This window comes from Magnetofaba australis IT-1 (assembly GCF_002109495.1).
In the GTDB taxonomy this organism is placed as follows: Bacteria; Pseudomonadota; Magnetococcia; order Magnetococcales; family Magnetococcaceae; genus Magnetofaba; species Magnetofaba australis.
The window spans coordinates 50,239-75,353 of the sequence record NZ_LVJN01000019.1 but is presented as its reverse complement, the minus strand read 5'-3'; the positions used below and the strand labels follow the sequence as shown (position 1 = coordinate 75,353).

The 25,115-nt window shown below is 60.1% G+C and carries 23 protein-coding genes; 18 read left to right on the top strand and 5 right to left on the bottom strand.

Going from position 1 to position 25,115, the window contains the following annotated elements; all coding sequences use genetic code 11:
- The first annotated feature begins 247 nt into the window (after positions 1 to 247).
- The 6 genes from MAIT1_RS09815 to MAIT1_RS09790 all read left to right on the top strand — a co-directional run bounded on the left by MAIT1_RS09815 (position 248) and on the right by MAIT1_RS09790 (position 5,685).
- Positions 248 to 643: a hypothetical protein gene (locus MAIT1_RS09815; protein ID WP_143814766.1), complete on the top strand. Its 396-nt coding sequence runs from the start codon at positions 248 to 250 to the stop codon at positions 641 to 643.
- A gap of 323 nt (positions 644 to 966) precedes the next feature.
- Complete coding sequence (locus tag MAIT1_RS09810) at positions 967 to 1,482, top strand: DUF2059 domain-containing protein (RefSeq protein WP_158089412.1); 516 nt, start codon at positions 967 to 969, stop codon at positions 1,480 to 1,482.
- Positions 1,483 to 1,722: 240 nt separating this feature from the next.
- Positions 1,723 to 2,280, top strand: a complete 558-nt coding sequence (locus MAIT1_RS09805) for a hypothetical protein (RefSeq protein WP_085442104.1) — start codon at positions 1,723 to 1,725, stop codon at positions 2,278 to 2,280.
- 233 nt (positions 2,281 to 2,513) lie between these two features.
- A complete protein-coding gene (istA, locus tag MAIT1_RS09800; RefSeq protein ID WP_143814765.1) occupies positions 2,514 to 4,013 on the top strand; it encodes an IS21 family transposase in 1,500 nt (499 codons plus the stop codon).
- Positions 4,010 to 4,810 carry an IS21-like element helper ATPase IstB gene (gene istB, locus MAIT1_RS09795; protein WP_085440234.1) on the top strand — a complete coding sequence of 267 codons (801 nt, stop codon included), beginning with the start codon at positions 4,010 to 4,012 and terminating at the stop codon, positions 4,808 to 4,810. Before istA ends, istB begins: the two co-directional genes overlap by 4 nt.
- Before the next feature lie 305 nt (positions 4,811 to 5,115).
- On the top strand, positions 5,116 to 5,685 hold the full coding sequence (locus tag MAIT1_RS09790; protein ID WP_158089411.1) for a DUF2059 domain-containing protein: 570 nt from the start codon (positions 5,116 to 5,118) through the stop codon (positions 5,683 to 5,685).
- Between the two features lie 152 nt (positions 5,686 to 5,837).
- Here the strand turns inward: MAIT1_RS09790 and MAIT1_RS09785 are convergent, their stop codons facing one another.
- Complete coding sequence (locus MAIT1_RS09785) at positions 5,838 to 6,233, bottom strand: hypothetical protein (RefSeq protein ID WP_085442102.1); 396 nt, start codon at positions 6,231 to 6,233, stop codon at positions 5,838 to 5,840.
- Positions 6,234 to 6,454: 221 nt separating this feature from the next.
- On the opposite strand from MAIT1_RS09785, the gene MAIT1_RS09780 reads away from it, so the two are divergent.
- From MAIT1_RS09780 to MAIT1_RS09765, 4 genes are all read left to right on the top strand, one after another.
- Positions 6,455 to 6,781 (top strand): hypothetical protein, encoded by a 327-nt coding sequence (locus MAIT1_RS09780; protein WP_085442101.1) that lies wholly within the window; start codon positions 6,455 to 6,457, stop codon positions 6,779 to 6,781.
- 9 nt (positions 6,782 to 6,790) lie between these two features.
- Positions 6,791 to 7,507, top strand: a complete 717-nt coding sequence (locus MAIT1_RS09775; RefSeq protein WP_085442100.1) for a hypothetical protein — start codon at positions 6,791 to 6,793, stop codon at positions 7,505 to 7,507.
- Positions 7,443 to 8,843: a terminase large subunit domain-containing protein gene (locus MAIT1_RS09770; RefSeq protein WP_085442099.1), complete on the top strand. Its 1,401-nt coding sequence runs from the start codon at positions 7,443 to 7,445 to the stop codon at positions 8,841 to 8,843. The genes MAIT1_RS09775 and MAIT1_RS09770 overlap by 65 nt, the downstream gene beginning before the upstream one ends.
- Positions 8,844 to 9,127: 284 nt before the next feature.
- Positions 9,128 to 10,171 carry an IS110 family RNA-guided transposase gene (locus tag MAIT1_RS09765; RefSeq protein WP_085440579.1) on the top strand — a complete coding sequence of 348 codons (1,044 nt, stop codon included), beginning with the start codon at positions 9,128 to 9,130 and terminating at the stop codon, positions 10,169 to 10,171.
- A gap of 491 nt (positions 10,172 to 10,662) precedes the next feature.
- On the opposite strand, the gene MAIT1_RS09760 is transcribed toward MAIT1_RS09765, so the two are convergent.
- The 4 genes from MAIT1_RS09760 to MAIT1_RS09745 form a co-directional block, all read right to left on the bottom strand.
- Positions 10,663 to 11,280, bottom strand: a complete 618-nt coding sequence (locus MAIT1_RS09760) for a cytochrome b/b6 domain-containing protein (protein ID WP_085442098.1) — start codon at positions 11,278 to 11,280, stop codon at positions 10,663 to 10,665.
- 17 nt (positions 11,281 to 11,297) lie between these two features.
- Positions 11,298 to 12,926, bottom strand: a complete 1,629-nt coding sequence (locus MAIT1_RS09755) for a tetrathionate reductase family octaheme c-type cytochrome (protein WP_085442097.1) — start codon at positions 12,924 to 12,926, stop codon at positions 11,298 to 11,300.
- A 171-nt stretch (positions 12,927 to 13,097) separates the two neighbouring features.
- Entirely contained in the window at positions 13,098 to 14,174 is a 1,077-nt protein-coding gene (locus MAIT1_RS09750) for an HD domain-containing phosphohydrolase (RefSeq protein ID WP_085442096.1), read from the bottom strand.
- 68 nt (positions 14,175 to 14,242) lie between these two features.
- Positions 14,243 to 16,216: a PAS domain-containing hybrid sensor histidine kinase/response regulator gene (locus MAIT1_RS09745; RefSeq protein WP_085442095.1), complete on the bottom strand. Its 1,974-nt coding sequence runs from the start codon at positions 16,214 to 16,216 to the stop codon at positions 14,243 to 14,245.
- A 192-nt stretch (positions 16,217 to 16,408) separates the two neighbouring features.
- On the opposite strand from MAIT1_RS09745, the gene MAIT1_RS09740 reads away from it, so the two are divergent.
- The 8 genes from MAIT1_RS09740 to MAIT1_RS09705 all read left to right on the top strand — a co-directional run bounded on the left by MAIT1_RS09740 (position 16,409) and on the right by MAIT1_RS09705 (position 25,093).
- A complete protein-coding gene (locus tag MAIT1_RS09740) occupies positions 16,409 to 16,849 on the top strand; it encodes a VOC family protein (RefSeq protein WP_085442094.1) in 441 nt (146 codons plus the stop codon).
- 48 nt (positions 16,850 to 16,897) lie between these two features.
- Entirely contained in the window at positions 16,898 to 17,875 is a 978-nt protein-coding gene (locus MAIT1_RS09735) for a PDC sensor domain-containing protein (RefSeq protein ID WP_241893449.1), read from the top strand.
- Positions 17,876 to 17,938: 63 nt separating this feature from the next.
- Entirely contained in the window at positions 17,939 to 18,322 is a 384-nt protein-coding gene (locus MAIT1_RS09730; RefSeq protein WP_085442093.1) for a hypothetical protein, read from the top strand.
- Positions 18,323 to 18,365: 43 nt separating this feature from the next.
- A complete protein-coding gene (locus MAIT1_RS09725) occupies positions 18,366 to 19,595 on the top strand; it encodes an amino acid ABC transporter substrate-binding protein (protein WP_158089410.1) in 1,230 nt (409 codons plus the stop codon).
- A gap of 11 nt (positions 19,596 to 19,606) precedes the next feature.
- Complete coding sequence (locus tag MAIT1_RS09720) at positions 19,607 to 21,499, top strand: hybrid sensor histidine kinase/response regulator (RefSeq protein WP_085442091.1); 1,893 nt, start codon at positions 19,607 to 19,609, stop codon at positions 21,497 to 21,499.
- Positions 21,500 to 21,709: 210 nt separating this feature from the next.
- Positions 21,710 to 23,908 carry a hypothetical protein gene (locus MAIT1_RS09715; RefSeq protein WP_085442090.1) on the top strand — a complete coding sequence of 733 codons (2,199 nt, stop codon included), beginning with the start codon at positions 21,710 to 21,712 and terminating at the stop codon, positions 23,906 to 23,908.
- 329 nt (positions 23,909 to 24,237) lie between these two features.
- Positions 24,238 to 24,558: a hypothetical protein gene (locus MAIT1_RS09710; protein ID WP_085442089.1), complete on the top strand. Its 321-nt coding sequence runs from the start codon at positions 24,238 to 24,240 to the stop codon at positions 24,556 to 24,558.
- Positions 24,559 to 24,649: 91 nt separating this feature from the next.
- Positions 24,650 to 25,093: a hypothetical protein gene (locus MAIT1_RS09705; protein WP_085442088.1), complete on the top strand. Its 444-nt coding sequence runs from the start codon at positions 24,650 to 24,652 to the stop codon at positions 25,091 to 25,093.
- Positions 25,094 to 25,115 lie beyond the last annotated feature (22 nt).

The window sequence follows — 25,115 nt, the reverse complement described above, 5'->3', positions numbered from 1 at the left end:
ACCCGCCCGCCTCGCCGCCACCTCCTCTGCGCCCGCTTCCCTTTTGTTTCTATTATGTTACATTTTTCTTTCCATTCCCCTCCAACCTCCATAACAACAATTCGATCATGCAAATATAAATCTCAGCAAATTATTGATTTCTTATATTAATTCCATTCAATCCCATAAATGATTTTTGCATTGCGCCCCCCCAACAGAAACCGTTACATATAGAGTGTGTCTGTTACCAATCCGGGGGAGCTTTACCATGAGTCAGTCTGAAATGTTCGCCGCTTTCGATCACCTCAAAGCGCTGCTTGACAAGTGCAAGCAGGAGAACAATCCGCACAAACAACTCTGCCACATGCAGGCGCTCAAGACCTTTCTGGTCGCCTATGTGATCCAGCAAAACACCATCGCCCACCAAATGCGCAGCGGGACCGTGGTTGAAGGGGAGTTGGAAGAGGAGATCATCGCCAAATGCGCCGACTGCGCAGGCGACAGCCAGAAACTGGCGCAAAAGCTCCACAAGCTGCTCAAGCAGTATGAGGACGAAAAAGGGGTGGACTCCATGGAGTTCCGCGCCAAGGCATCGCAACTGATCAACAAATTCGACAAGAACCTCAACAAGTTCCGTGAGGTTATGACGCGCGCAGCCGCGTAAGAGGGGGGAATCAGCTCACGCGCAATACGCCACGGGGGGTGGCGGCGTCAAACCCGTTGCAGACCAGTTCTGCAACGGGTTTTTTCTTGCCTGAATGCGCCTGCTCCGCTGCGTCAACTTGTGCGACAAGCACGTTGAATGGACATCGAGCGCAAGGAGGCCCCCACCTCAATATTGTATCTTGCAAAAAATTGAATGATTTGACAGCTTAAGTGGCTGATATTTTCGCTTGCTGGCATCACGGCTTCGCTAGCAGACTCGACTTGATCATATTGCACAAACCATAGGTCACACAGCCAATGCCTTCAACCCGGACAGCACGCTTGTTTCGTCTCTTTTGCGCCGCCATTTGCCTGCTCCTGGCGCTGCCCGCACAAGCCTTGGCGCAAGAAGACGCCCCCACACCCGCAGCCCTCGAACTCGCCGCCATCGTCGCAGGCCAGCAGCAGTTGCAAAATGTCCTCAACGCCACCGCTATCAATCTGGAAAAGGGACTGCAGCCCATCGTCAAGCGCGAACTGGCTGCACATTTGGTTGACGACCCCATGATCATTCGCATCGTGGCGAAGAACATCAAAAACCGCCTGATCAGCGCTATGGCCGGAGAGTATGCCGACTTTCAAACGCGCAGCGCGCACATCTACATGAAGCACTTCAGCGATCAGGAGATTCACGACATGATCGCCTTCTATCACACGCCAACCGGCAAGAAACTCAGCGAGGTCACCCCCACGCTCACCGCCGAAAGCATCGCCATGGGCCAGGAGTGGGCGAAAAACGCCCTCCAAGGGCGCTTTGATGAGATTCTGCAACAGGAGCTGTCCGGGTTCGTGAAATAGATCAGGAAACAACCAATGCAGGACACGCCCCGATTAACAACTTTTGCTTTTCTGCTTTCATGATATAAATAGTTTTGCTTGGAGGACGCGACCTCTCTTTCGCGAAAAATGCAGCAACAGCAAAGGTCAGCGGTCAGCGCAAGAAAAAGCATAACGCAAAATGTTTATGCAAAACCTCCTTAGCCAGTGAGGATCGGGTCCAAGCCGACTGAATGGAACACCGCCACAGGAGCGCCACGCATGCCCCTGGAACAAACAGACGCCGCCACGCCTTCACCCGCCTCCCGCAAGCGCAGCCGACGCATCTCTTCGGCGTTTACCCGCGCCCTGCGCCGCCGCCATCGACAGCGCAGCGCCAAGGAGAAACGCATTGGGGTTATTCTCCTGAGCGTCTCTTCGCTGGTGTTTCTCTTCTTTCTGACCCACAGCATCATCACCGAACGCGCCCTGCCCGGCATCGCGCGCAGCGCCATCATGCTGGAGCCCAGCCGCGCGACCCTGCGCCGGGAAAACGCCTCGCCGCTGAAAAAGCGCTTTGAAAGCCTGGGCAATCGCGGCGTGCCCCGCATCATCCGCAGCGGCGATCTTATCCGCGTGGGAAATTACCGCCTGCGCGCCAACATCATTCGCGAAATGCGCGACTCCGGCAGAGCGGGACTCTACAATCCGAGCTTGGCGCAACTGGGCATGCACCCAGGAGAAAACTACTGCGTCATCACCGACTCCGTGGATAACTTCCCCTCCCCCGGCACGGGAAATCGCTTATGGATCGTTGCGCGCGGCTGTCGATCTCTCTGACCAGCAACACTCATCAAGATAAATTGTAAAAAATACCTCTCTGATGCCGCTCCAGACAGCGGGAAATCACACGCTTGCCAAATACAATGCGCGTGTTTGAGAATGGCACCGTAAAAATGCATCACTGAAACAGCTTGGATCGTCCAAAAATGGCGGTCCAAAAATCCCACACCAGAAAAAGCTCTCTAACTCAGAAAACTCAGTCATAGAGTTTCCGGGTCAGGGGTGGGAGGATGTATTCAGTGAGCATGTACAGAGAAGTGCGTTTGGCGGTAACCAGAGGCGGGATGAGCAAGCGCAAGGCGGCGGAGGCCTTTGAGCTGGATCCGCGCACGGTGCGCAAAATGATGGAGAACCCTGAGCCGCCAGGCTACCAGCGGAGCAAGCCGGTCAGATTGCCCAAACTGGGGCCGTTCACCGGGTTCATAGATCAGATTCTCAAGAACGATCTGGAGAAGATCAAGAAGGAGCGCCACACCGCGCAGCGGATATATGAACGGCTGTGCGATGAATACGGCTACGACGGGAAATATGGCGCGGTCAAGGAGTATGTGCGCGGCAAGCGTCTGCATCTGAAAGAGAAGTTTGTTCCCCTCAGCCATGCGCCCGGACACGCCCAGGTGGACTTTGGGCAAACGCACGGCGTGATCGGCGGCGTGGAGCGCAAGATCCACTTTTTCTGTATGAGTCTGCCCTACAGCGACGACAGCTTCGTTATGGGCTTCCCCGCGGAAACCACGGAAGCGTTTTGTGCGGGGCATAACGCCGCCTGTGATCACTTCGGCGGCGTTCCCCAAAGCATTCTGTACGACAACACCAGCATCGCCGTGGTCAAAGTTTACCGGGATGGTCGCCGAGATCTGACCGAAGAGATGATCCGGCTGCAATCCCATTACCTGTTCGATAGCCGCTTTGGCCGCCCGGCGCGAGGTAACGACAAAGGCAAGGTCGAGGGGCTGGTCGGCTACGCCCGACGCAACTTCATGGTCCCGGCTCCCCGCTTTGAATCGTTTGATGCGCTCAACGCTCACCTGCGCCAGAAATGCCTGGAGCGTCGTCAACAGACATTGCGAGGCTGTCAGCGGAGTATCGGAGAACGATTTTCCACAGACCAGGCGGCGTTCCTGCCGCTGCCGCCAATTCCCTACGACGCTTGCGAGAAGGTGAGCGCCAAGGTCACATCCCAGGCGCTGGTGCGCTATCGAACCAATGACTATTCGGTTCCGGTGCGTTATGGCTTTCACGATGTGCAGGTGCGGGGCTACATCCACGAAGTGGTGATCGCCTGTGGCGCTGAGGTGATTGCCCGGCATCCACGCTCCTATGCGCGTGAGGACGCCATCTATGACCCCTTGCACTATCTGGCGCTGCTGGAGGAGAAACCCAGGGCGCTGGATCAAGCCGCCCCGTTGCAAGGATGGGAACTGCCAGATGAGTTCGCCACCTTGCGCCGTCTGATGGAGTCCCGCCTGGGTAAAAAGGGCAAGCGGGAATATATTCAGGTTCTGCGCCTATTGGAGACGTTCTCCTTTGAACAGGTCCATTTTGCCGTGCAACAGGCGTTGAAGTTGGGCGCCATTGGCTTTGAGGCGGTCAAACATCTGCTGATCCGGCACATTGAACAACGTCCGCTCCGTTTGGATCTGTCCCGATATCCCTTTTTGCCCGAAGTGCATGTGGCGCGTACATCCGCCAGGGATTACGCCGCGTTGACGTCAGGAGAGCAACCATGAACGACTCTCCGCAGATCCTCCTGGCGCACCACCTCAAAGCGCTCAAACTGCCCACATTTTATCGAGAATATGAAAAGATCGCCAAACAGTGCGCGGCGGAAGGCGTTGATCATAGCCGATACCTGCTGCGACTGAGCGAACTGGAGTTGATTGAGCGGGAGCGGCGCATGGTGGAGCGACGTATCAAACAAGCCCGGTTTCCCACCATCAAGAGCCTGGACTCCTTTGATTTCCTGGCCATGCCCTCATTGAACAAGGTTCTGGTGATGGAGCTGGCGCGTTGCGAATACATTCAGCGCCGAGCCAATATCATCGCCTTGGGCAACAGCGGAACCGGGAAAACCCATATTGCGTTGGGATTGGGCCTGGCCGCCTGTCAGCAGGGGTTGGCGGTTGGCTTCACCACTGCCGCGTCGCTGGTACACCAGTTGATGGAGGCGCGCGACGAAAAGCAGCTGCAGCGTTTCCAGAGTCAGTTGAGTAAACACAAGCTGTTGATCATCGACGAATTGGGCTTCGTCCCACTCTCCAAAACGGGGGCTGAGCTGCTCTTTGAGGTGATCAGCCAGCGCTATGAGCAGGGTTCAGTGATGGTGACCAGCAACCTGCCGTTCGAGGAGTGGACGGAGGTCTTCGGCTCCGAGCGCCTCACCGGCGCCCTGCTGGATCGGTTGACCCATCATGTCCACATCCTGGAGATGAACGGCGAAAGCTATCGACTGAATCAAAGCAAACGGCAAAAGCGCGCTGCAGAAACAAAAGCTTCCTGCTCAAATAGCAAAACCGACCCTTCCTGAAACTGGCGATCCTGCCCACTTGCGGCTCCGGGAGAGGCGGACGCTCCGCTATCCCTGTGGAAAACGAAAACACGTTTCCCACAGGTCTGCCGCCTCTCCCTCATTCTGAATCTCAAGTGTGTTGAAAAGATGTTTTTGTTCGTTTTTTTAAAGACAAAGGAAAACGGCAAACCCCGTTGTGCGCTACGCGCCCAACCAATGCCCAAGTGATGCATTATTGCGGCGCCATGGTGCTGCATTTTTCAGGCGCCATTGACACGTGTTCACAATGGCTACACGATTCATTCCAATTTGGGGAAATTTATATGTTGAAAAAACTCTCTTTATTCCTGGTAATAACTCTTCTTCTTGGGGCGCAGCTGCCGACTTCGGCCCAGGCCGGGGACGCCCAAGCGATTCCACCGGAAGCCCATGAACTGGCGGCGTTGACCTACACGCGCGCCCAGTTTGAACAGATCATGACCACCATGACCACGATTATGACCCGCTCCATGAAGCCGCTGGTCACGCGTCTGGTCAAAAAAGAGTTGCCCAACGCCGCGCCGCAAAAAGTCGCCGGGATCGCCGGGCGGATCCAGGAAAAGGCCAGTGAAGAGATCATCCAACTCTTCAAGGCCAATTATGATGACTTCCTGACAATGGCCACCGGACTGATGACCAAACACTACACCCCCAATGAGATGCGGGAAATTGTGGCGTTTCTCAAAACGCCCACCGGCGCGAAAATGATCCGCACCGCCCCGGTGATGATGCAGGAGGGCGCTGTGATGGGACAGATGTGGGCGCAGAAACATCTGAAAGGGCGCGCAGGCCCCATCGTCCAAAAGCACCTCACCGCACAACTCAAACAGGCCGAAACCACCGTGATCCAGTGACATCGTCGGCGCTTCCCGCCGCATACTGAGCGCGAGGCGCGCCACCACGCCGAAATCCGCAGAACAGTCGCTCCTCCCAAGGCTGCCCTGCGCTTTTCGGCGCGGCCGCGCACAATCTCTACCCCCCTCGGCCACCCTCGCATTGGGCAAGATCAGTCAGCCGCTGACGCTTCCGCCATACGCCCTATTCCCACCCGCCACGCATCCACGAACTCCTCCAGGCTTTCGATAAAGTCCGGCTCATGATTCTCGCGGTTGATGGTCGCATGCACCACCACCGCATCCAGATCTGGCGGCAGACCTGTCGTCACGCTCCAGGTCAGGGCGTTGGGGCAATGCGGCAGCAGATATCGGTAGCCGCCGCGTATGGGCATACGCGTGATCTCAAACACCCCCCAGATGGTGTCATAGCGCCCCCAACTGGCGGCCTCATCCGATTCCAAATGCGCCTCAATGGCTTCGCACCACTTGGGCAAGTCCGCCATGGAGAGCGCGGCTTTCAGCCCCTGTTCATCCCAAGTCGATGCGGTTTGTGTGAAAAACTCCATTTTCTCTTCCTCCTCACCTCTGTTCGCGACTGCGCGAACGATCACGCATGTGCGTTTGCTTATAGCGAGAATCACTTTAATATTGACTGGTAATATATTAATTTGATATGTTGAACCCCTGATTTGCGCCGACCGTCCCCTGCGTCGCTCCAGACGCCCTGCAGCTTGTCGCCGCCCCACTCCGGCCCCGGCGCGCCCATCCCGTCACAATGGAGTACAAGATGAGTATTATCGAACACGACGCGGCCAATGCGTCGCCCCACTGCGATGCGCCCCACTGCCCCATGGAGGGGCGGATGCAGCGCGAAATCGCCAGCCTGCGCAACGAACTGCACGCCTCTTTACAAGATGGCGCCAATGTTCGCGAAGCGCTGGAAAATCATACCCGCCAGTTGGACAAAATGTGGCAAAAAATGGACGCCTTCATGCCCGCCTGGATGGGGTTTAAGGGCGTTGCCTGGATGCTGCGCCTGGTGGGTCAGATGCTGTTGATTCTCGCCACCGTGTGGATGGCCATCAAAAGCGGCATCGCCACCCCCAAAGGGTAGGAGGCGATCATGGCACAGACCCCTCCTGGGAGCAAAACAGGTCGTAAAAACAACCGCACAAAAGCGGATATCGCGAACGCTTCTCCGCCCCAGAACAGACCCAAGGATTGGCGCTACCGCGCCCAATACGCCGCCGAAGTCAAACAGCGTCTTCTGCGCGGACAGTGCTTGGCCGAGGCGGCGCGAGAGATGGGCTTTGATCTGGAACGCTTTAACAGATGGTTGCATCAACGTCCCGGCTTTGCCCGCGCGGTGGACGAGGCCGGTCATGCCATCGCCGCGCGCTCCGATGGCGCGCCTATGCGCTACCGGCCAGAGTATGGCGAGAAAATTCATGACCTCATGGCCGAAGGGTGCTCGTTGATCGAAGCGGCGGTCACTCTGGGTCTGCCCATCGATCGCTTCGACAAATGGCGCGCCGACCATCCGGCGTTTGCCGCCGCTCTGGTTCAAGGCGAGCGCGCCAGCCGCGCCTGGTGGCTCAAACTGGGCCGGGAGCATCTGCACGACAAAAGCTTCAACATTCGACTGTGGCAGGAGAATCTGAAGATCCGTTTTGATTTGACCGGCAAGTCCGAGGCCGAGACGGCAGCCGCGCCGCCGCAGGACCATCGGGCGTTTATCCCCCCCACGTTTGAAGAGTTTCTCAGGAGGTTGGAAGATGACGGCGTGGACCCCCCAAGCCGGGCCGCAAACCACCGCAATCGCGGCGCAAAGCGTTCCTGAACTGTTCTTTGGCGGCGCCCGTGGCGGCGGCAAGACCGACTTTCTGCTCGGCGACTTCCTGCAAGGCGTGCATCAAGGCCCGCAGTGGCGCGGGGTGCTGTTTCGCCGCCACATGCCGGAGCTTGACGAGGCGCGCCACCGCGCCGAGCAGATCTACCCCAAAGCCGGTGGCGTGTGGAGCGCCTCCCACCGCCGCTGGACCTTCCCCTCCGGCGCCACGCTCTCGTTGCGCCATCTGGAAAACGAGAGCGACGCCGACCGCTATCAGGGCCACCAATACGCCTGGATCGGCTATGACGAACTGGGCAGTTGGAGCAGCGACGGCCCCTATCGGAAATTGATGGCGTGTCTGCGCTCGGCCAGCGGCGCAGAGAATCTGCGCATTCGCGCCACCGGCAACCCGGGCGGTCCGGGGCATCAGTGGATCAAGGCGCGGTTTATCGACCCCGCGCCCACCGGTTTCCGCGTGTTTCGCGACACCGACACCGGACTGCCGAGGATGTTCATCCCGGCGCGGGTGGATGACAATCGCATCCTGTTGCACAACGACCCCGACTATGTGGCGCGTCTACGCGGGGTGGGCTCCAAAGCATTGGTCAAGGCGTGGCTGGGGGGGGATTGGAGCGCCATCTCCGGGGCCTACTTCGACCAGTGGGATAGCAGTCGCCACATTATCGAACCAGTGGAGTTGCCCACCCATTGGACCCGTTTTCGCGCCTTCGACTGGGGCTCGGCAGCGCCCTTCTCGGTGGGCTGGTGGGCGGTCTCCGACGGCTCCCTGCCACACATCGCCCGCGGCGCGTTGGTGCGCTATCGGGAGTGGTACGGCGCCACCGGGCCCAATCGCGGGTTGCGGCTCACCGCCGAGGAGGTGGCAGACGGCATTCTGGAGGCGGAGCTCCCCGGCGAGCGCATCCGCTACAGCGTCGCCGACCCCGCCATCTTCGCCACCGATGGCGGCCCCTCCCTGGCCGAACGCATGGGACGGCGCGGCGTCCCATTTCGCCCCGCCGACAACGCCCGCATCGCCGGCTGGGACCAGATTCGCGCGCGTCTCAAGGGCGACGCGGAGGGGCGGCCTCTGCTGCTCTGCTTCTCCCTCTGCGCCGACTCCATTCGCACCCTACCGTCGCTCACCCACGACATGGCGCGGCCAGAGGATCTGGACACCAGCGCCGAGGACCACGCCGCCGACGAGTGGCGCTACGCCTGCATGTCGCGACCCATCACCCGTGACGCCGACGCCGTGGGCGGCAAGCCGCGTTTCGAACGCGATCTCAGCTTCGACGAGCTGCGCGAACGCAACGCCAAACGCCAGCACAACGCCATGCTATAGCGATGCGACACAAAACCGCACAAAACGACCAGCGCTTGAGTGACACAACACCGGCTTGCGCTGACTATTGGCCGCCGACTGGTCGGCGGCGGGGTGATTCGGGCCATCCATGGCCCTCACCCTTCGGGCTCGCTGCGCGAGTCCGATTCGGCAATCCTGCCGAATCGTCTGGGGGCCGCGCCCCCAGCGGGTGTAATGGAATGGTCCGCTCCGCTACCCAAACGGCCTCGCAATGGGCCAAGATGGTGGTGTGTTTTTCCATCTAAACGGAGTCGGAGCGGACCATGAGCAATCATATCGAAAACGGACAGGTACGGGTACTGGGGATTGATCTGGGCAAGAGCGTGTTTCAGTTGCATGGCGTGGATGCGCGCGGCAAAAGCGTTCTCAAGAAGCGACTGAAACGAGACGAGCTCCTGGAGTACATGGCGCAACTGCCGCCGTGCCTGGTGGGGATGGAAGCCAGTAGCGGCGCCCACCATTGGGCGCGGAAATTTCAGGGATATGGGCATGATGTGCGTTTGATGGCGCCGCAATATGTGAAGCCCTACGTGAAGCGGCACAAGAACGACAGCGTGGACGCTGAGGCGATATGTGAAGCGGTACAGCGTCCGAATATGCGTTTTGTGGGGATCAAAAGCGTTGCCCAGCAAGAAATTCTAGCGTTGCATCGGGTGCGCAGTCTGGCGGTGAAGAACCGCACGGCGTTGGTGAACCAGATTCGCGGACTGCTTGCCGAGTATGGGATTGTCTTTCCCAAGAGCATCAAACAGGCGCGGCGGGCGATTGTGCTGATTTTGAGTGATGAGAGCTCGGAAATGAGCGCCAATTTTCGCGTAATTCTGGAGGATGAGCGCGATGAGCTGGCGCATTTGGATGAGCGCATCGGCAAATATGAGCGTGAGATTGAGGCGCTGGCCAAGGCGGAGCCGCAGTGTCGATTGCTGATGACGATCCCGGGAGTGGGACCGATCACGGCGACGGCGCTGTTGGCGTCGGTGGGGGATGTGCGGGCGTTTAAGAATGGCCGGGAGCTGTCGGCATGGATAGGGTTGGTTCCGAATCAGCACTCCACAGGGGGCAAGGCGTGGCTGACGGGGATCAGCAAGCGGGGAAACGGTTATCTTCGCACCCTGTTGATTCATGGGGCGCGGGCGGCGTTGCGCGTGTGTGAAAACAAGCCGGATCGCCGCAGCCAGTGGGCAGTGTCGGTGTCGGAACGTCGCGGCGCAAATAGAGCAGTGGTGGCGCTGGCCAACCGCATGGCGCGCAGCGCGTGGGCGATGCTGGTGAAGCAGGAGGCCTATGGGGCCAGCGCCGCTGTGTAGAGAGAGCGCAATACAACTCTAAAAGAAAAACAGGCCGATAAGGAAAGAGAAAGAGATCCCACCAGCCAGGTTGCGAGAGAGAGTCGAGATTGATGGCGTGAAACGGCATAGCCCTGCGTGGTCAAGAACCTGTTTCGCCCAAGGGCCCATAGAGGCCGAGGGTGTGTTGAGGAGGGCCACGCGCAAATTCCATCAGGGCCAGAGGGCGACAAGCCCCTCATCAACAGGCCGGATACATGGGCGCGACTAAGCCTCACACATCAGTGGACATTTTCTCTTGCCGTGGCGGAGCGGACCATACATGGGCGGAGCCCACGGTGTGGCTGTTGATCTTGGGAGCTCGAGGGCAAAGCCCTCGATATCTTCCATCGCCAAAACCGCTAATGTCCAATTTTGAATTCGACTTACAATATAGTTTCGGCACACAAAAAGCCGCGCCTGATTGCATCAGGCGCGGCTCTCTTTGCCCTTCCTGGTTGAGTTTAAAAGAGCTACTTATTGGCTCCCTTCTCCTCCGGATAGACATCGTCATAGCCGGTGATCATCGCCTTGACATACTGCATCGGCGGATGCCCGGTGAACGCCATGTAGACGTGGGCGATGAAGAAGATCAACATGGCGAACGCCGCCGCCACATGCACCAGCGCCACATCGCCCAGAGTCAGCCCCCAATTGGCGGGCCAGTCGTTGTAGTACATGTAGAGCAGGCCGGTGATCCAGATCACCGGGGTGATGGCGATATTGAAGCTCAGATAGGCGATGCGCTGCAGCGGGTTGTGCTTGAAGCGCACCGTCTTCTTATACGGGTGCGGCACGCTGTGGTCGAAGATCCCCACCGAGTAATACTTCATCACCGCCATCAGCCGCTCGGTGGTGGGGATATACTGCTTCCACTCGCCGGTAACCAGATGCCAGAAGATGGCGAACACCCACAGCCAGATCAGCACCCAGGCGCACGCCCGATGCCACCCCGCCGCCTCTTCATACCCCACCAGCGCATAGGCGCCGTTGACCTCGAAGCCGGTGATCATCAGGGCGATGATCAACACCGCCTGGAACCAGTGCCAGAAGCGTTCAAAGCGGGAGAATACCCGTTCACGTGTTTTCATGATCCATCCCCCCTCTCTCAAGAGCGCCGCATGGCTGCGATGATGCGAATCGCGCCGTGCAGCCCCACGCCGATCAACGCCAGCAGCGCGCCATACCAACCCAGAGTCGACAACCAGGGGATGCTGTCCCGCCCTGGCATGTAGAAACCGGTGAGCGACTCCAGACGTCCGTTCTTGGCGTGGCACTCGTTGCACCCCACCGCCTGCGCCTTGGGCGCCACCATGTGGGTGATGGGCCAGAAGTAGCGCGTCTCAACAAAAGCGTGCTCGCCGGAGTAGCTCACCCCGCGCGCCTTGAGTCCCGCCTCCAGCGCCTTATCCCAGTCATAGTGCTTCCAGAACGCCGCCTCATCCTTGCCGAACAGATGCGGCACGGCGAGGATGCGGTTCTTGACGTCGTACGGCTGCTTGCCGCGCATTACCTTGAATGGCCAGATGCGCGCATCGGCATCCGTCGAATCGCCGCCAAAAGCGTTGATGTTGACCACGCCTGTGGGGTCGATCTTATCCTCCAGCAGTTGATAGCGAATATTGCCGTTAAACCAGTAGTACTCGGGACGTACGTTGGCTTGCCAGACGAAGTCGCCCTTCTTGGGATGGTAGGTGGCGTAGCCGTCGGCATCCTTGATCACCTTTTTGGACTGGCCCGCCGTGGACCAATCCCACCAGGTTTTGGTCTTGCGTCCGCCACGGGCGAACTCGGGAATGTGGCAGGTCTGACACGCCACGCGGTCGGTATGGTCGTTGAGTTTGGGATGGTTGCTCTCCGGGTGCGGCGTCAGCCCATGACACGACTCGCAACTGGAGCGGGTGAAATCGGTCTTGCCCGGCACATCCACGCCGATGCGATCCACCGCCTTGGTGGCGTAGCGCGAACCGGTGACCTCATGGCCGCCCGTGGTGTGGCAGGTTTGGCAGGTAAAATTCAGCCCCTTGGCGTCCATGTGCACATCCAACGCCTTGTCGGGCTTGAACATGCTGGAGTCCAGATCGCCGTGCTTGACGCCGTCGCCGCCGCCGCCGAAGAAGTGGCACGCGCCACAATTGGCGCGGGTGGGCTGACCCACCTTCTGCGCCACCATGGCCAGATCCACCGGCTGCCAGATCTTGCCGGATTTGGGCGGAAACTCCTTGGGCTCATACACCGGATGGCCCGCCCCGGCGGGGAACTTCTTATATTTGCCGGTGGCGTCGTGGCACACCAGGCAATCCACGGCGTCCTGATTGGTCAGGTCGAACGCGGCGTTCTTCCAGCCATAGCCGATGTGGCAACTGGTGCAGCGCGGCCAGTTGGTCGCCGTGGCCACGCAGAAATTGTTGATGACGTTCTTTTTGCCCAGCATCTGCCCGGTGAGTTTGTTGTCAAACGCCCAGGTCCAGTGGGTTGTGCGCATCAGTTGATGCGAGGCTTTGGTGTGACACTTCAGGCACGCTTTGGTCACCTCCGGGCCATTCGCAAATGGTCCTTTCAGTTCAGCAAAGGCGCTGTGGTCCGCCGTCGACGGCGCGTTTTGTGGTCGTATCTCGCGATCTCCAGCCGCAATGGCTGACGTTGCGACGCCTCCCACCGTCGCCATGAGAACCATCCCTATGAGGATGTGCGCCACAGTGCGCCACCCCGATCCCCCCCGATCGACTCTGTTCATGGCCGCCCTCCCGTGTGATGCCGCTCTACAACATCGGATTGATAGAACTTATAGCGCCATAAACCAGAAACTTTTGCAACATGAACCGGTGAATGACTGATATTGCCTGGATTTATTAACCACGCAACAACCATCCTGAGCTTCTAAAAGTGATATCAATACATGGTGATTTTATGAGGCGCCGAATTCGGCTTTGAGGGCTTCCACCTGAGGCAGGATCTCCAGGAAGGCGGTGGCCAGTTGCGGATCGAACTGCTGGCCTGCGCCATCGCGGATCAGCGCAGCGGCGTCCTCCACGCTCCACGCTTTTTTGTATGGGCGCACGCTGGTGAGCGCATCATACACATCGCACACCGAGGCGATGCGCGCGGCCAGGGGAATCGCTTCGCCAGCCCAGCCGTGGGGGTAACCTGCCCCATCCCAGCGTTCGTGATGACCCGCAATGATCTGACGCGCCAGTTGGAACAACTCCGCCGGGTGGTCGCCCAGAATCTCCAGCCCGTAGACCACATGCTCGCGCATCAGGGCCATCTCTTGATCGTCCAGACGCCCTGGCTTGAGCAAAATGGTGTCGCTGATGCCGATCTTGCCAACGTCATGCATGGGGCTGGCATAGAGAATGTCGCGACTCTGCGCCTCGGACAGGCCGATGCGCAGAGCCAGCAGTTGGCAACTATGGCTCATGCGCAGCACATGGGCGCCGGTCTGGTCGTCGCGAAACTCCCCCGCCTTACCCAGACGACGGATCACCTCCAGCCGCGTCTCGTTGATCTCGGCGGTTTTTTCATTCACCTGGGCGTCCAACAACTCGGCGCGCATCTTCTGGCGTTTGAAATAGATGCGCGAACGCAGCATATTGCGCGCGCGCAACATGACTTCCCAGTTATCGAAAGGTTTGGAGAGGAAATCCTGCGCCCCTTCACGCAGCGCCCGATGGCGCGTCTCGGCGTCGGTCTGCGCGGTCAACGCCAGCACCGGCAGGTACTCCGCCTCGCCCACCGTGCGCCGCAACGCCGCCATCACCGCATAGCCGTCCAGCACCGGCATGCGGATATCCAGCAGCAGCAGATCCCAGGATTGCGTCTCAAACAGCGACACCGCCTCGCGTGGATCCTCCACGCCGTAGACCTTGTCGAACCCTTCCGCCTGCAGCATCGCCTCCAGCAGCGCCACATTGGCCGGATTGTCATCCACGATCATAATGCGCGAAGCGAGAATCTCCGCCTCCATGGCGTCATTGAGCTGCATACGAACTCTCTCTCAATAGCGGAAACACAAACCTGTGAAACACCCTCTTTGCGCCGCAATAACGGCGCCTAACGATTCGCCGCGCCACTCTGGATCAAGGCGCGCGCAATCAGCGTCTCCAGTTCAGCGAAATCCAATGGCTTGGTCAAAAAGCCAAAAAAGCTGCTCGCTTGCGCCTGGGCGCGCGTCGCCTCGGTGGCGTCGGCGCTCACCGCGATGACCGGCATATCGGTCAATGCGGTGGTCTCGCGCATATACTCCAACACCTGGAATCCATCCATATCCGGCAACCCCAGATCCAGCAACACCAGATCGGGCCGCTTAAGCGCCGCCTCGCGCAGACCGCTGCGGCCATCGGAAACCACCCGCAGCGTGGCTTGGGGAATGCGCTTGAACCACGCCTCCATCAAGCGGGCATTGACCGGGGCATCCTCCACATAGAGCGCCTCGAATGGCGTGGAGGGCAACTGCGGCGTCTCCTGCTCGGCCTGCGCTTCGCCGGTTTCTCGCAGCGGCGCGGCCCCCGCCCCGGCCAACGACGGCGCGTCCAACCAAAATACCGCGCCCACGCCTGGGGTCCCCATCACCTGCAAGTCGCCGCCCATCAACTGCGCGAACTGCCGACTCAACGCCAAGCCGATGCCCACCCCCTCCACTGCGCTGCGCTCGGCGCCCAGGCGCTGGAACGGCTCAAACACCCGACTCAGTTGATCCTCCGTCAGCCCCAGACCGGTATCGCTCACCACCACCCGGGCCGGATCCTCCGCCGTCGCCTGCAACAGCTCCACCAGCACCACGCCGCCTTCGCGGTTGTACTTGATGGCGTTGGAGATCAGATTGAGCACAATCTGCTTGAAGCGCAATGGATCCACATAGGCTGAACCCGCCACCCCCTGCAGAGGCGCCAGGGTCACCGCAACGCCCCGCTTGCGCGCCATCTGCGCCAGCAGGTCGATGCACTCGCGCACGATCTCCGGCAACGCCACAGTGCGCGGACTCAGGCTCACCTGGCCAGCTTCGATACGCGCCAAATCCAATACGTCGGTGATCAGCGCCAACAGGTGGCGGCCCGATTTCTCGATGTAGGCCAAGTGGTCATGCTGGCGTTGTGACAGCGTCTCCTGCGCCTCGCGCCCGAGCAGTTGCACAAACCCCAATATGGCGTTGAGCGGCGTGCGCAACTCATGGCTCATGGCCGAGAGGAACTCCGACTTGGCGCGGTTGGCTTGCACCGCCTGTTCGGTGACCCGCTCCAACGCCCGTTGGGCGCGGCGCATCTCGGTGATGTCCTCGCCGCTGAGCAGCACCCCTTCCACCCCATGGACCTCATCACGCAGCACCGCCTGCCCCCAGCGAATGCGGCGCAATTCGCCATCCGCCGCACGCAGGCTCATCTCATAGCGACGCCTCTCATCGCCCAACTGCGCCATGGCGGCGTCGAACTCCGCGCGCGCGCGGTCACGATGCCCTCCACTGGCGGGCGCGGCGTCAAACCACGCCATGCCATGGGCCTGCTGCGGCGACACCCCCAGCAGATCGCAGCCCACATTATTCAGCAGCGTCACCCGCCCCTGCCGGTCCAGCGACAAGATCACCGTATCGGCAATGGCCAGCAGCTTCTCGGCGCGGGATTTGACCGCCGCCAAATCCTCCTGGTCGCGCATGCGTGTGGTGTCATCGCGCACAATGCCGCTGAGGCGCCGCCGCCCCTCCTGGAGCTCGCCGCACAGACCACCGCGCATGGTGACCCAACGCGCCGCTACGCCGCTCACGCGGTGGGTCACATGGAGTGGTCCCGCGCCCTCCAGACACGCCTGCCAGGCGAACTCCGCCAGCAAGCGATCCTCTTCATGCACAGCGCCCAGATAGCCCCTCAGCGTGGCTCGCCCCTCGCGCCCATCCGTCACCCCCAGGAGTCGGGCCGCCGTGGCGTTGCACACCAGCGCGTCATCCGCCTCGCGCCACTGCCACACCCCCACGCCCGCCTGCGCCAAACCTTGCGCCAACGCATCGTCGCTCCACTGGGCTGAATCTTCCGTCACGTCGACCGCCTCACCCCTGCCTCCAATCTGCTCCTCTGCGCCAACTCAACACGTCCATCATGGCAAATTTCCACGGATTATTCCAATCATGCAAAACAGATTCTCCGGCGTTTGCGCCGCACTATTTGCGATTCCCTCCACATGGGGCATACTGAAGGCTCTCTTATCGCCCCACTTAGCAGGAGAACCCCCATGCGATTTCTCCACACCATGGTCCGGGTCGCCGATCTGGAGGCCTCGCTCCGTTTCTATCGCGATCTTCTGGGTCTGCAGGAGACCCGCCGCAGCGTCCACGAAAAAGGGCGCTTCACCCTGGTCTATCTGGCCGCGCCCGAGGATATCGAACGTCTCGGCGACGCCGCCGCGCCGCAGGTGGAGTTGACCTACAACTGGGACCCTGAAGAGTACTCGGGCGGACGCAACTTCGGCCATATGGCGTTTGCCGTGCGCGATATCTACGCCCTGTGCGCCGCGCTGCAGGATGCGGGCGTGACCATCAACCGCCCGCCCCGCGATGGCCACATGGCCTTTGTGCGCTCGCCCGATGGCGTCTCCATCGAGCTGCTGCAACAGGGCGAAGCGCTGGAACCGTGCGAGCCCTGGGTCAGCATGGACAACACCGGCTCCTGGTGAGACACGCAGACGCCTGACGCGTTCCTTCAATCACGCGGGGAGAGTTTTGTGGATAGCAGTTTGAAAGAGGCGATCCTCCGTCAACGGGAGATGCTCACGGGCCTGTTGATCAAACCCATGCGCAATCTGGCCAAAACCTGCGCCGGATTGATGAACGACCGCGCCGCCATGGAGGCGCTGCTGCAACGCATGTTGCCGGCCATCGACTACTGCCAACATCTGTTTGTACTCGACGCCAATGGCGTTCAGTTCACCGACAACATCACCCATGAGGGCCATGATGCGCGCCACTATGGCCGCGACCGCTCACAACGGCCCTACATGCAGGACATCATCGCCACCGATTTCAAACTCTCCGACGCCTATATCAGCCGCTACAACAAGCGCCCGTCGCTCACCGCCATGCAGGTGATCCGCGATGAGAACTTCAACGTCATCGGCTTTCTGGGCGCCGACTACGACCTGCGCGATCTGCCCGCCACCCAAGGGGTCTACCAGGAGCCCGCCGCCTGGCGGCAGATCAAGGGCGACCCGGCCATTCGCAGCGGCATCTTTCTACAAGAGCGGGTGCAGAGTCAGATGGACGCCCACATGGATGACGTGCTGGCGCTGATGGTCTCTCTCATCTGCGGTTATGGGGTGTTCCACGGCAAGCTGCACTTCTCCAGCAGCCGCGCCTCCATCTGGCTGGTCAACGATCCCTTCCGCTACCGCATTCTGAGCATCGACGAGTTGCAGGATCCTGATATTCTGCTCACCCTTCCGCCGCAAAAGTACATCGACCAGGCCATTGTTCCCATTGGCGACATCGAGCCGATCTTTGAGATGTTGCGACAGCTGCGATTCGCCGATGAAACCATCTATCTGCGCGCCGGTTCGCTCAATATCTGCAACGGTATGGTGTCGCTGAACTTCTCCTGCGACGGATCCCACTACATCCGTTACGATGAATTTTTGGGCAAAGGGTTGGATTTCTGGTTTGGCGCCGCCGCCAGCAACGACGCCAAATGCGCGCCCTGTGGGTGACGCCTCGGCTCTGCGTGAGCGTGTTGTCTGCGCTGTGTCCATTTGATTGTATGAGGCCTTCCTATGTGGATTTTTCTTGAAGGGGGACGTTTTCTCTCCCTGTCCGCCGATCCGAGCGATCCCGATCGCGTGCTGGCGCGCGCGCGCCTGCCGGGCGACCTGGAGACCGATTTTCCCGGCGCGCGGATCACCGAATCCGACGACACCGACTACCGCTTCAGCGCCAGCGTCACCCGCGCCCAGGCGTTGGCGGCCATCGCCCATGAGATTGAGGACATGGCCTACCCCAGCTTGCGTCGCACCGTGTGCAACGCCAATCGAGTCACCGCCATCCAAACCTGCAATCAGGCCATGATTGACGCGCAACAGCGCGCCCTGAAAGGTCAGGACCAGGTCTCCACCTGCGGCATCAATCCGCAGCATGATGACGACCTGCCGTACAAATAGACATGGCGCAAATTCACCACAAGACTCAGATTGGCGATGGATGATGGGTGCGGAACATTCGAACCGAGAAGCAGCCACGGGAATAGGGCGCGCCCTGGCGCGCCTGCTGACCGCTCTGGCGTTGCTGGTCAGTCTGTTTGCCGCGCCGTCCGCCCAAGCCGACGCCAACCCCATTACCATCGGCGTCACCCTGGGGTTGAGCGGCAAGTTCGCCCCCATGGCCGCCATGTCGGCAAATGGCTACCGCTTGTGGGAGGCTCACGTCAACGCCCAGGGCGGTCTGCTGGGACGCCCGGTCAAGCTCATCATCTATGATGATCACAGTGACAAACAGCGCGCCATCGCTCTGTATGAGAAATTGATCAACGCCGATCGGGTCGATCTGCTGTTTGGCCCCTACTCCAGCAGCGTCACCGCCGCCGTGGCGCCGCTGGCCGAACGCCATGGCTACCCCATGCTGGCCGCTGGCGCCGCCGCTGACACGCTTTGGCGCCAAGGCTACAAACATCTGTTCGGTCTGTTTATTCCCGCCAGCCGCTACGCCGTCGGCTTTCTGGAGATGATCGCATTAAACGGAATTCAGCATATCGCCCTCGTTGGCGCAGATGACCCCTTCTCTCAATCCATCCTGGACGGCGCCCGCGATTGGGGCCGTAAATTTGGTCTGCACGTGACGATTGAGGAGAGTTTTCACAAAGGCGAACACCATCTCACACCACTGGCGGAACGCCTGGCCAAAGCCGCCCCAGAGGCGGTGATCATGTGTGGCCACTTTGATGAAGCGGTGGACCTGCGCCGCGCCCTGGCCGCCGTCAAGTTCTCTCCACGCGCCTATTTCGCCACCGTGGGGCCCGCCATGGAGAGCTTCCGCGAACGCCTGGGCGCGAAACTGGCCGAGGGCGTATTCTCATCCTCCCAATGGGAGGTTGGCGCACGCTACACGCCAAATGATGAGGAGATTTTCCTGCATCCGTTTATTGAACGCTTTGGCGTTACGCCCTCCTATCAAGCTGCTGACGCCTTTGCCGCTGCACAAATTCTCGCCTATGCAATCCGCAAAACCGGCTCGATTGAGCGCCCGGCGCTGCGCGATCAACTGGCGAAAATGAATGCTGTGAGCATCATCGGTCACTACGGAGTTGACAGAAACGGCATGCAGATTAAACATTTCTCGCTCACAACCCAGTGGATTCAAGGACGCAAACAGATCGTCTGGCCGGAACAACTGGCCAGTGCGCCGCCACAATTCGACTCTTTGAGTCCATTACAGTAGACTCTGCGCCTATGCCGCATCGTCCTTTCAAACCGCTTTGGCGCAGCCTCACCTTTCGCATCGTGCTCATCGTCATGCTGTTCGCAGCATCACTGGCGGCCGCCCTGCATATCTCCCTGCAAAACAGCCTCGCCTGGTACCTGCAGAGCAACATCGCCCAGGATCTGAAACGTTTGGCCGATGACGCCCACCTGATCAGCGATGCCGGGCTGGAGGAGTTGTTGCGCGGCGGCGGCAGCGACAACCCCATCAAAGCCCGCATCGCCCGCGCCAAAACCGCCGGGCAGATCGATAATTTCATGCGTCAACGCAGCCTCATGTGGCTGCTGTATGCCGAAGATAAACTGTTTTTCCGCTCCCCGGATCTTGCGCCGCAACAGATCCCCAGCAGCTGGCGCAGCGTGCAATTGGAAGAGCCCATTCCCATCTCGTTTGCCCAGCGCCAGCTCTTCCTCTACCGCTTCACCTTCGACCCCTGGAATTGGGAGATCATCCTGATCAAGGATCGCAACGAATATGACGCGCTGCTCAGCCATCTGGATCACACCAAGCGCATCATCGCCCTGCTTCTGCTGCTCTCGACGCTGCTTCTGTTCGTGGTGCTGCAGCGGGTTATTCGCAAGCCGGTCAACGCCATCATTCATGATCTCAACCGCGGACGTCGTCCCGACTATGTTGGCATTTATGAATTTCAGTTCCTAGCCGAGCATATAAGCGGCATCATACGGAATTTGCAGGATAAAACATTCGAGGCGGAAAGCGCAAACCAAGCCAAAAGCGCATTCCTGGCCAAAATGAGCCATGAGATCCGCACCCCTCTCAACGCCATCCTCGGCATGGGCGAGTTGCTGGCGGACTCTCCCCTCAACGAGGAACAACGCCGACATCTGACTGTGCTCAACAACGCCAGCGACGGCCTGATGGCGCTGATTAACGACCTGCTGGATCTCTCCAAAATTGAGGCCGGACAGCTCACCCTGGCGGAAGAACCGTTTGAACTCCCTCCCCTCCTGACCAGCGTCCTGAGCCTGTTTGAAACCAGTTGTCAGGAAAAAGGCCTGCTGCTGGACATCAGCATCAACCCGACCACGCCGCAGTGGGTTGTGGGAGACGCCCAACGCCTGCGCCAAGTGCTGCTCAATCTGCTGGGCAATGCCGTGAAGTTCACCACCAAAGGCTACGTGCGCTTGAAAGTGGCGCCTTGGGAGGAGAGCCAGATCTTCTTTGAGGTCAGTGATAGCGGGATAGGCATTACTGAACAGGAACTTACACGCATATTCCTGCCCTTCCGCCAAGCCGACGACTCCATTACGCGCCGGTTTGGCGGCACGGGTCTGGGACTCTCCATCAGCCGCCACCTGGTGGAAGCCATGGGCGGCGCCATGGAGGTGCAGAGTACGCCTGGGCGCGGCAGCCGATTTCACTTTGTCCTGCCTCTACGGCCAACCTCGCGCGTGGTGATTGAACCGCGTCAAGATCAATACTCACCCTCGACGGATGAGCCCGCCGCCCCCCTTGACCGTCCTGTCGACATTCTTCTGGCCGATGACTCAAAAGATAACAGGCTGCTGATTCAAGCGTTTCTGAAATCATCACGATACCGTCTAACACTGGCGGAGGATGGCGCCCAAGCGCTCACCTTGATGAAAGCGCGTCCGTTTGATCTGGTGTTGATGGATATCCAGATGCCCATGATGGACGGCGTCACCGCAACCAAGGAGTTCCGCGCCTGGGAAGCGCTTAACCGCTCGACATCAACGCCCATCATCGCACTCACCGCCCACGCGATGAAAGAGGATGCCGAACGCTCTATAGCCGCTGGCTGTGACCGTCATCTAACCAAACCCATCAGTAAAAAACAGCTTCTCAACGCTCTGGATCACCATGTGGCAAGCCAATATTAAATCATTATGATACTTTTGCTTGACTGGCCGGTCAGCCCTGGCTACAGTGCAGACACGCTCGTCACATCTCTCTGCTCACCAAGCCTCCCGTCTCATCAAACACACGATACTGCTCGTTTTCTGAACCGCCTCTGGGCGGTTTTTTTATTGCCTGTTCCACCCGTCATCACTTTAGGAGATCGCGGCATAACCCCCGCGATGCGAACCCCCATGTCCTCTTCCAACCTGCAAGATCCCATGGCCCATGCGCTGGATGCGCCCGAAGACGCCGGCGTCGGCCCTGAAGGCGACGTGCAACGCTGGATGGCCGAACTCACCCTGGCCGAACGTCAGGAGAATCAATGGCGCAAAGAGGCGCGCATGGCGGTCAAACGCTATCGCGCCGAACGTCGTCTCGACCCCGATCATCAAGCCCCGCCCCTGTTCAACATCCTCTACAGCAACATCCAAACTCTGGCCCCGGCGCTGTATGGCCAGACGCCGCGCCCGGACATCCGCCGCCGTCACGCCGATGAGGACCCCATCACCCGCACCGTGGCGGAGACCCTGGAGCGCGCCGTCAACTGGCACATCGAGTCGGTGGACTTCGACGAGCAGATCAAGAATGCGCTGCATGACGCGCTGCTCACTGGACGCGGCGCGGTGCGGGTGGGTTTCAAAGCCGACTTTGACGTGTTGGTGGATCCGGCCACCGAGGAGTCGTTCGAAACCCCCATTCAGGGGCAGGCGACGCTGCAATACGTGCCGTGGGAGGATCTGCGCATCGGTCCGGCGCGCACCTGGGCGGAGGTTCCCTGGGTGGCGTTCCGCCATCAACTCACCCGCGCCGAGCTCAAACAGGCCTTTCCGCATCTGAAAAGCGATGATCTCACCTTCACCTATGCGCCGGAGAAGTGGAATCGGGCGGATGATGAGGATCTGCGCCAGGCGGATCTGTTCCGCCGCGCTACCGTGTGGGAGATCTGGGACTTGGAGACCCGCCAGGTGCGCTTCATCTGCCCTGGTTACATCAAGGCGCCGCTGCGGGTGATGGAGGATCCGTTGGGGCTGGAGGGGTTCTTCCCCATTCCGCGCCCCATGCGCTTTATGCGCGACACCTCCAGCATGATCCCCATGGTGGAGTATGGCCAGTATCGCGATCAGGCCCGTGAGCTGGACCGCCTCACCGGGCGCATCAACCGCATCATCGAGTCCATCCGCTTTCGCGGCATCTACGACCCCACCCTGGGGGAGGATTTGGAGAACGTGCTGGACGCCAGTGACGGCACCCTGGTGCCCGCCGGTGACGGCGCCACGGCGCTGCTGGCCCAAGGCGGCCTGAGCAACGCCATCTGGATGCTGCCCACTGAGTCCGCCGCCGCTGTCTTGGCGCAGCTCTATGGTCAGCGCGAGATGGTGAAAAACGAGGTGTGGGAGATCACCGGCATCGCCGACATTCTGCGCGGCGTGACCCAGCCCAATGAGACCGCCCGCGCCCAGAGCATCAAAGCCAACTTCGCCTCCATGCGCATTCAGGAGCGGCAGAAGGAGGTGGCGCGCTACTGTCGCGACTTGATCAAACTGATGGCGGAGGTGATCGCCGAACAGCTTCCCGCCGAGCGACTGACCGAGATGAGCGGCATCGTGCTGCCGCCGCCTGCCCTCAAGCTGTTGGGCTCGCAGCAATTGCGCGACTATCGCATCGACATCGAGACCGACTCCACCATGATGGCCGACGAACTGGCCGACCGTGAGAGCGTCACCACCGCCTTGACCAGCGTGGTGAGCTATCTGACCGGGGCCACGCCGCTCATCACCGCCGGGGTGCTCACCCCTGACGGCGCCATGAAGATGCTGCTGGCCGCCGTGCGCCGCTTCCGTCTGGGTCGCGATGTGGAGGAGGCGTTGGACGATCCGTCGAAGATGTTGCAGAGCGCCATGAACCCGGAGAAAGCGCAACAGATGCAGCAGATGCAGATGCATGCGGCGGTGCAGACAGCGCAGACCCAGGCGCAGCTGCAGGCCCAAGCCACCCAAATGGAGGCGCAGAACGCCCAGCGCAAGGCGCAGTTGGAGGCGATGCAGTTGCAGCTAAAAATGGAGCAGGTGGCGCTGGAGCGGCAGAAGTTGATGGTCAAAGCGCAGGAGGTGGCGCGGGATCAGCAGGAGGCGGTGGCCGAGGCCCACCAAGCTCAGGCCGAGCAGGCGGAAGCCGAACGCAAAACGGTGGAATCCATCGAAGCGGCGCGACTTGCCGAGGCGGAACAAGCCGAAGCCGAGCGCGCCGCCGTCCAGCAGGCTCAAGCCGAGGCGATGAGACAACAAGTACTGCAAGAAAAGACCCAGCAGCACGCTTACCATGAAGATCCCGCCATGGTCGGCGTGGAGCCGCCCTATGTGCGGCTGACGCCGGAGCGTGAGGCGTACTAATTGAAGAGACTGGGACTTCGCCCCAGTCCCCCGACCAGGGCGCCCTATAGCTTTGGACAGACCCATGTGGAACAGGAAAGATATTGAGGGCTGTGCCCTCAAACTCCCCTGAAGTCAACAGCCAAACCTTGGGGCGCCGCCCCAAACCCCGCTGGGGGCGCAGCCCCCAGACCCCGCCGCCGACCAGTCGGCGGCCAATAGTCAGCGCTAGCTCGAGCTGTGTCACGCAAACATTCGTCGTTCTGTGCAGTTTTTCGTTTCGCATGGCGAGAAAACGTCTCACCTCCACCTCTACCACACAATTTGCTCAACATTTCACAGGAGTTCCCATGGCTCGACAACGCTACTGGTGGCATGGGCCGCGCGATGTGCGCCCCTATCCGCCGGAATCCATCCAAGAGACCGCCGCGCGCAAAAGCGATCTGCAACTGCTGCGCGATCTGGACGCCACCATCGGCGGCTACCACAGCCCGGTGGATGGGCGCTGGATCGACTCCCGCCAAGCGCGCCGGGAGGATCTGAAACGCCACGGCTGTCGCGAATACGACCCCGGCGAAAAACGCGCTTTCCTGCAAGAGAAGCAGTCGCGGGAAAACGCCTTGGTGGATCGCGCCCGCGCCACCCTGCATCGACGCTTCCACGACAGCTGATCGCTAACGCTCAAACCCACACCGGACGGCCCGGCTTTTCTGCTTGCCGGGCCGCCCAATGCGCGTTAACAATTATCATCGGATAATACAAATGAGCAGTTTTTACTCACCCTGGTTGCGTGAAGAGCCAGCGCCCGTCTCCCGCGCAAATGACAGGATCGATCCGGAGCTGGCGGACGCCTATCACGACAACTACCCGGACCACTTCGAACGCCAGAACAACATCAGCCCCGACACCATGGGGCAACTGCGTCAGGAGTATGAAGCGCAACGCATCAACCACTATGTCAACGAGGAGAACGGCTCCTATCGCGACCCCAAGGCGGCGAAGATGGCCGCCATCTGGGATTGGAACATGGGCGGCGGTCGCAAAGAGACCGCGTTGCGCCACGCCTCGCAGATGCGCTTAATGGCGCAAAACGCCGTATCCGAGCAATCCGCTGCCCCCTCTGGACAAGGGTTTGCGCCTCCGGCGCAACCACCGCTTGGTCAAGGCGGTAACGGAGCGCCACAGTTCCAAGCGATCTCCCCTTGAGGGCAAGCTTGGTTTAAAGCGG

Coding starts and splice junctions, on each gene's coding strand:
- MAIT1_RS09815 (WP_143814766.1), top strand. CDS start 248: ATGAGTCAGTCTGAAATGTTCGCCGCTTTCGATCACCTCAAAGCGCTG.
- MAIT1_RS09805 (WP_085442104.1), top strand. CDS start 1,723: ATGCCCCTGGAACAAACAGACGCCGCCACGCCTTCACCCGCCTCCCGC.
- istA (WP_143814765.1), top strand. CDS start 2,514: ATGTATTCAGTGAGCATGTACAGAGAAGTGCGTTTGGCGGTAACCAGA.
- istB (WP_085440234.1), top strand. CDS start 4,010: ATGAACGACTCTCCGCAGATCCTCCTGGCGCACCACCTCAAAGCGCTC.
- MAIT1_RS09790 (WP_158089411.1), top strand. CDS start 5,116: ATGTTGAAAAAACTCTCTTTATTCCTGGTAATAACTCTTCTTCTTGGG.
- MAIT1_RS09785 (WP_085442102.1), bottom strand. CDS start 6,233: ATGGAGTTTTTCACACAAACCGCATCGACTTGGGATGAACAGGGGCTG.
- MAIT1_RS09780 (WP_085442101.1), top strand. CDS start 6,455: ATGAGTATTATCGAACACGACGCGGCCAATGCGTCGCCCCACTGCGAT.
- MAIT1_RS09775 (WP_085442100.1), top strand. CDS start 6,791: ATGGCACAGACCCCTCCTGGGAGCAAAACAGGTCGTAAAAACAACCGC.
- MAIT1_RS09770 (WP_085442099.1), top strand. CDS start 7,443: ATGACGGCGTGGACCCCCCAAGCCGGGCCGCAAACCACCGCAATCGCG.
- MAIT1_RS09765 (WP_085440579.1), top strand. CDS start 9,128: ATGAGCAATCATATCGAAAACGGACAGGTACGGGTACTGGGGATTGAT.
- MAIT1_RS09760 (WP_085442098.1), bottom strand. CDS start 11,280: ATGAAAACACGTGAACGGGTATTCTCCCGCTTTGAACGCTTCTGGCAC.
- MAIT1_RS09755 (WP_085442097.1), bottom strand. CDS start 12,926: ATGAACAGAGTCGATCGGGGGGGATCGGGGTGGCGCACTGTGGCGCAC.
- MAIT1_RS09750 (WP_085442096.1), bottom strand. CDS start 14,174: ATGCAGCTCAATGACGCCATGGAGGCGGAGATTCTCGCTTCGCGCATT.
- MAIT1_RS09740 (WP_085442094.1), top strand. CDS start 16,409: ATGCGATTTCTCCACACCATGGTCCGGGTCGCCGATCTGGAGGCCTCG.
- MAIT1_RS09730 (WP_085442093.1), top strand. CDS start 17,939: ATGTGGATTTTTCTTGAAGGGGGACGTTTTCTCTCCCTGTCCGCCGAT.
- MAIT1_RS09725 (WP_158089410.1), top strand. CDS start 18,366: ATGGGTGCGGAACATTCGAACCGAGAAGCAGCCACGGGAATAGGGCGC.
- MAIT1_RS09720 (WP_085442091.1), top strand. CDS start 19,607: ATGCCGCATCGTCCTTTCAAACCGCTTTGGCGCAGCCTCACCTTTCGC.
- MAIT1_RS09715 (WP_085442090.1), top strand. CDS start 21,710: ATGTCCTCTTCCAACCTGCAAGATCCCATGGCCCATGCGCTGGATGCG.
- MAIT1_RS09710 (WP_085442089.1), top strand. CDS start 24,238: ATGGCTCGACAACGCTACTGGTGGCATGGGCCGCGCGATGTGCGCCCC.
- MAIT1_RS09705 (WP_085442088.1), top strand. CDS start 24,650: ATGAGCAGTTTTTACTCACCCTGGTTGCGTGAAGAGCCAGCGCCCGTC.